The sequence below is a fragment of the Rhizobacter sp. P3_B12 genome (assembly GCF_056402895.1).
In genome coordinates, this window is the sequence record NZ_JBFUGN010000368.1 from 1 (window position 1) to 5,541 (window position 5,541).

The window sequence follows — 5,541 nt, forward strand, 5'->3', positions numbered from 1 at the left end:
CGGCGCTGTCGCGCGACGGGCTGTCGCGGCGCATCGACGTGCCGTACGGCGACGGGCCGAACGAGACGCTCGACATCTTCCCGGCCGCACGCGCCGGCGCGCCGGTGCTGGTGTTCATCCACGGCGGCTGGTGGCGCTCGCTGGACAAGTCCCAGCATTCCTTCCTCGCGCCGACCTTCGTGCATGCCGGCGCGATGGTCGTGGTGCCGAACTACGCGTTGTGCCCCGGCACGCGGGGGGCGTCGGTGGGCATCGATTTCATCGCGCTGCAGATGGTCAAGGCGCTGGCCTGGGTGTGGCGCAACGCGGCGCTGTACGGCGGTGACCCGCTGCGCATCATCGTGGCCGGGCACTCGGCCGGCGGCCACCTGGCGGCGATGCTGCTGAACTGCGAATGGCCCCAGGTGGGGATCGACCTGCCGCCGCACCTGGTGCGCGGCGCGCTGGCGGTGAGCGGCGTGTTCGACCTGGAGCCGGTGCGGCGCGCGCCCTTCCTCGCGGACGACCTGCGGCTCACGCCGGCGCTGGCCGCGAAGCTGAGCCCGGTGGCGATGCCGGCACCGAACGGCGTGCTGTGCGCTGTCGTCGGGGCCGACGAGAGCGAGGAATTCCTGCTGCAGAACGACGCGATCCGCATCGCCTGGGGCGAGCGCGCGGTGCCGGTGTGCGAGCGCATCCCCGGCACCAACCACTTCACCGTGCTGCACGACCTGGCGTCGCCGGGCGGGCGGCTCAACCACCTGGCGCGCCAGCTGCTCGGGTTGGGGTGATCGGGTCGGCGAATTTCCGTCCTCGCGTTTTTTCTGTCCTCGTTTACCCGCGGAAAACATAGCGGCCTGCTATGCACTGCATTGAAGCTTTGTATTTGCCGCGCGCCGGTGCTCGCGCTACGGTTCGGCGTCCACTTCATTCACTAGCTGGAGAGCGCCATGGGATTGAAAGGATCGAAGACCGAGCAGAACCTGAAGGACGCGTTTGCCGGCGAGTCGCAGGCCAACCGCCGCTACCTCTATTTCGCGAACAAGGCCGACATCGAAGGGCAGAACGACGTGGCGGCGCTGTTCCGCTCCACCGCCGAGGGTGAGACCGGCCATGCGCACGGCCACCTCGAGTTCCTGGAGGTGGTGGGCGACCCGGCGACCGGGTTGCCGATCGGCTCGAGCCGGCAGAACCTGCTGGCCGCGGTGGCCGGCGAGACGCACGAGTACACCGACATGTACCCGGGCATGGCGCGCCAGGCGCGCACCGAAGGCTTCGACGAGATCGCCGACTGGTTCGAGACCTTGGCAAAAGCCGAGCGCTCGCACGCCAATCGATACCAGAAGGCACTGGACGCCCTGGTCGATTGACAACAGCATGACCCGCGAAGGGAACCTCGAAGCGCCCACACGCCATCCGGTCGACTGGAAGAACCCCTCGTTCTACGACGAGGGGGCGTGCCTCCATGAGATGGAGCGCATCTTCGACATCTGCCATGGCTGCAGGCGCTGCGTGAGCCTGTGCCAGTCGTTCCCGACGCTGTTCGACCTGGTCGACGGGAGTTCGACCCACGAGGTCGACGGCGTCGCGAAGACGGACTACTGGAAGGTGGTCGACCAGTGCTACCTGTGCGACCTCTGCTACATGACGAAGTGCCCGTACGTTCCGCCGCACCCGTGGAACCTGGACTTCCCGCACACGATGCTGCGCGCCAAGGCGATCAAGTTCAAGAAGGGCGAGGTCGGCGCCGGCGAGCGTTTCCTTGCCTCGACCGACGTGCACGGCCAGTTCGCCGGCATCCCGGTGGTGGTGCAGGTGGCGAATGCGCTGAACCGCACGAAGCCGATGCGCAAGTTGCTCGACGCCACGCTGCATGTGCACCCCGAGGCCTGGCTGCCCGATCTCGCCACGAGCCGCTTCCGCTGGAGCGCAAAGCAGCGCGGCGCGGCCAGCACCGTGACGAACGGCGAGCGCACGCCCGGCAAGGTGGCGATCTTCGCGACCTGCTACGTCAACTACAACGAGCCCGGCATCGGCCATGACCTGCTCAAGGTGCTGGCGCACAACGACATCCCGTACGAGATCGTCGAGAAGGAGTCGTGCTGCGGCATGCCGAAGCTGGAGCTCGGCGACCTCGATGCGGTGGCGCGGCACAAGGAGGCCAACGTGCCGGTGCTCGCGCGCTACGCGAAGGAAGGCTTCGCGATCCTGAGCGCGATCCCGAGCTGCACGCTGATGTTCAAGCAGGAGCTGCCGCTGATGTTTCCCGACGACGCGGACGTGAAGCGCGTGCAGGAAGCGATGTTCGACCCGTTCGAGTACCTGATGGCGCGCCACAAGGACGGCCTGCTGAAGACCGACTTCAAGCAGCCGCTCGGCAAGGTGAGCTACCACATCCCCTGCCACGGCCGGGTGCAGAAGATCGGCAGGAAGACCGAGGAGGTGCTGAAGCTGATCGGCCAGGCGGTGACGGTGCAGCTCAACACCGTGGAGCGCTGCTCGGGGCATGCCGGCACCTATGGCGTGAAGACGCCGACCCACCCGGTCGCGATGAAGATCGGCCGGCCGGTGTTCAAGGCGATGGCGACCGGCGGGCCGGACTACATCAGCTCCGATTGCGCGCTGGCCGGGCACCACATCGCGCAGGGCATGGCGCAGCAAGGCGCGCCGGCGTCGAAGCTCGCGCACCCGCTGAGCCTGGTGCGCATCGCCTACGGACTCTGAGGGGGCCACCGAGATGATCACCAAGGACAGCCTGCTGACGCTGGAGGCCTACGCGAAGATCCGCACCGCGCAGCGCGCCGATTTCATCGCGCACCGGCGGCGGCGCTCGGTGGCGCTGGGCGAGCACGTCACCGTGCAGTTCGAGGACGAGCAGACGATCCGCCGCCAGATACAGGAGATGCTGCACATCGAGAAGATCTTCGACGAGGCCGGCATCCAGGGCGAGATCGAGGCCTACGCGCCGCTGCTGCCCGACGGCGGCAACTGGAAGGCGACGATGCTGATCGAGTACCCCGACGTGCACGAGCGCCGCCGCGAGCTGGCGCGGCTGATCGGCATCGAGGACCGCATGTTCGTCGAGGTCGAGGGGCAGCCGCGCGTCTACGCGATCGCCGACGAAGACCTCGACCGCGAGACCGACGAGAAGACCTCGGCGGTGCATTTCCTGCGCTTCGAGTTTCCGCCCGCCGCGCGCGAGGCGCTGCGCGCCGGCGCGGCCTGCAAGCTGGGCTGCGACCACACGCACTACCCGGCGCATGTGGCGATCAGCCCGGAGACGCTGGCGTCGCTGGCGGGAGATCTGCGGTAGGCCGTGCGGCTTCACTGCCGGAGCGATCGGTGCTGCAGCAGCCAGTCGCCGTGCAATTCGACCAGCGGATGCGTTTCTTCGGGGCTGAGGACATCGAGTTCCTGGGCGAGCAGGGCCAGGTGGATCCTGTGCAGCGCCATGCCTGGTGTTGTCGGTGAAACTTTCAGCAATTGACGCAGGGCCTGGTGTCGCATGTCGCGTGTGGCCTCCCAGACCTTCTTCGACACGCGCAGCAGCCCCTGGCAGTCCCGCAGATCGGGCGCGGCGGCCTGGCCCACCAGATGACTGGCGACCACGGGGCCGAGCTCCGACACAGGTGCGAAGTCGTGCTGGGCCAGGACGAGATTGACGAATGCGCTGCAGGCGGGGCCCACCATGCCGACCGGGGCGAGGTCGAAGCGGTTTCGGTTGGTGTGCAGTGCGGCGGTCAGGTCATCGGGAAACTGGACCGGATGCCCCCTGCCGAAGGCGTCCAGGGACGTGAGGGTGTCGAAGGCACCATTCCGTCGGATGGCGTCGATCAGCAGCTTCAGGTCCATCGCCTCGAGCACATGGTGGGACGCGTGCAGCGACATCAGCCTTGGCAACGTGGCGATCCCCCGGATCAGCGCGACCGCGGTGTCGCGGCTCGCGTCGTCGGATGCATGGTCGATGCCCACCTTCAGTCTTGCCAGAGGTGCGGCACGGCCGGCCGTCGACAGTGCCTGGAAGAAACGCGAAAGATCGCAGCCTGCCGCCAGCGAGAGCCTGAGATCCTGCAGGGCCGGCATGTGCGCGAGCTTGCGCGCGATCTGCTGGAAGTGCCCGGCGTTCCATGACGCGTCGATGCACAGGTCCAGGCATTGCAGGTTCTGCATGCCGGACAGGGTCTGCGCCAGCTCGGGGACGATGGCGTCCGGGTCGTCGTCGGTCCAGTGGCGCCACGATGTCAGGTGGTGGTGTGAGCGCAATCCGCGCACGATGCCCAGGCTGACGCCGGGGTCCACGTCCTCCGGGTGGAGGTCGAAGCTGCGCAGATGGCGCGTGCCCGACAACGCCGCTTCCAGGCCGGGGATGTGCCCGCCATCGGCACAGAATTCCTCGAGCGTCATGTCGACGATCTGCGGGCAGGTGCAGAGCAGATGAGCAATCAGCTCAGGGCTGGGGCACACGATCTCGTCGGTCAGCGCGGTCACGCCGAACAGCGTGGCGATGTGCCCGAAGTTGAGCACCCAGTGCTGGTTGTCGCATTCCCGGAGGAGGGCGATGTGGTCGAGGCCTTCCGATGTCTGCGCAAAGGTCGCGGAAGGCTGGCAGGCGGCCAGCCACCAGATGTCTTGATGGGTCTGCGACTGCCCGTCGAACTGGACGCACTGCCTCAACTCGGTTTCGAGGGCCGGGTTCCTGTTGGCAGGCTCCTGGTGCCGCAGATCAGATGCAGGGCGTACGCGTTTCATGGTGGGCGGGGCGACGGCGCGAAGTGGGAACGCCGGTGAGTGGCAGTTCACCCTGCCGGGGTTCCAGACTGGTGTTCCCGTCAGTGCTGCGGCCTGCCGATGCCGAACAGTTCCGCCACCGCCTCGCGGTACTGCGGCTGCCCCAGGTCGTTGGTGCTGTGGTGCGAGGCGCCGTCGACCAGCAGGAAGCGCTTCGGCTCGCGGGCCCGCTCGAACAGCGCGCGGCCGAGCGCCGGCCGGATCAGCGTGTCGTCGCTGCCGTGCACCACCAGCACCGGTGAGCCGACCTCGGCGATGCGCGAGGCGGCGTCGAAGCGCTGCGTGATCAGCGGCCCGACCGGCAGCCAGCCCCAGCGGAAGGTCGACACCACGTCGGCGATCGACGTGAAGCTGCCTTCGACGATCAGGCCGGCTTCGTCGCGCACCTCGGCGGCGAGCTGCACCGCGATCGCGCCGCCCAGCGAGTGGCCGAAGATGAAGCGGCGCGCCTGCGGGCGCTGCGTTGCCAGCCAGTCCCACGCGGCATGGGCGTCCTCGGCGGCCAGCTCCTGCGACGGCAGGCCGGCGCTGCTGCGGCCGAAGCCTCGGTAGTCGATGGCGAGCACAGAGAAACCCAGCTCATGCATGCGCCGCATCCGCGATGCGCTGGTGCGCACGTCGAAGCGGGCGCCGTGCAGGTAGAGCAGCACCGGCGCCGAGGCATCGTCCTGCGGCAGCCACAGGCCGTGCAGGCGGACCGCCTGGCCGCGGGATTCGGCCGCGCTGGAGCGGTAGTCGATCCAGGCATCGTCCATGCCCTGTGCGGCCGAGGCC

Annotated in this window: 6 protein-coding genes; 4 read left to right on the forward strand and 2 right to left on the reverse strand. The window is 68.2% G+C overall.

Translation table 11 applies throughout. The features are described from left to right. The 4 genes from AC1D01_RS18630 to AC1D01_RS18645 all read left to right on the forward strand — a co-directional run. A partial coding sequence (locus tag AC1D01_RS18630) for an alpha/beta hydrolase (RefSeq protein ID WP_477868860.1) occupies positions 1–770 on the forward strand: 770 nt, incomplete at its 5' end. 159 nt (positions 771–929) lie between these two features. Beyond that, complete coding sequence (locus AC1D01_RS18635) at positions 930–1,349, forward strand: rubrerythrin family protein (protein ID WP_073468527.1); 420 nt, start codon at positions 930–932, stop codon at positions 1,347–1,349. Positions 1,350–1,356: 7 nt separating this feature from the next. Beyond that, positions 1,357–2,703 carry a (Fe-S)-binding protein gene (locus AC1D01_RS18640; protein WP_477868863.1) on the forward strand — a complete coding sequence of 449 codons (1,347 nt, stop codon included), beginning with the start codon at positions 1,357–1,359 and terminating at the stop codon, positions 2,701–2,703. Between the two features lie 13 nt (positions 2,704–2,716). Continuing rightward, positions 2,717–3,292, forward strand: coding sequence for a DUF3501 family protein (locus tag AC1D01_RS18645; RefSeq protein ID WP_477868865.1), 576 nt, complete (start codon positions 2,717–2,719; stop codon positions 3,290–3,292). Positions 3,293–3,303: 11 nt separating this feature from the next. Here AC1D01_RS18645 and AC1D01_RS18650 read toward each other — a convergent pair whose 3' ends face one another. After that, positions 3,304–4,728 carry a hypothetical protein gene (locus tag AC1D01_RS18650; RefSeq protein WP_477868867.1) on the reverse strand — a complete coding sequence of 475 codons (1,425 nt, stop codon included), beginning with the start codon at positions 4,726–4,728 and terminating at the stop codon, positions 3,304–3,306. Between the two features lie 80 nt (positions 4,729–4,808). Beyond that, the coding region (locus AC1D01_RS18655) for an alpha/beta hydrolase (protein WP_477868869.1) at positions 4,809–5,541 on the reverse strand (733 nt) is incomplete at its 5' end.

Bases quoted from the DNA above. Each gene is read 5' to 3' on its own strand.
- AC1D01_RS18635 (WP_073468527.1), top strand. From the start codon at position 930: ATGGGATTGAAAGGATCGAAGACCGAGCAGAACCTGAAGGACGCGTTT.
- AC1D01_RS18640 (WP_477868863.1), top strand. From the start codon at position 1,357: ATGACCCGCGAAGGGAACCTCGAAGCGCCCACACGCCATCCGGTCGAC.
- AC1D01_RS18645 (WP_477868865.1), top strand. From the start codon at position 2,717: ATGATCACCAAGGACAGCCTGCTGACGCTGGAGGCCTACGCGAAGATC.
- AC1D01_RS18650 (WP_477868867.1), bottom strand. From the start codon at position 4,728: ATGAAACGCGTACGCCCTGCATCTGATCTGCGGCACCAGGAGCCTGCC.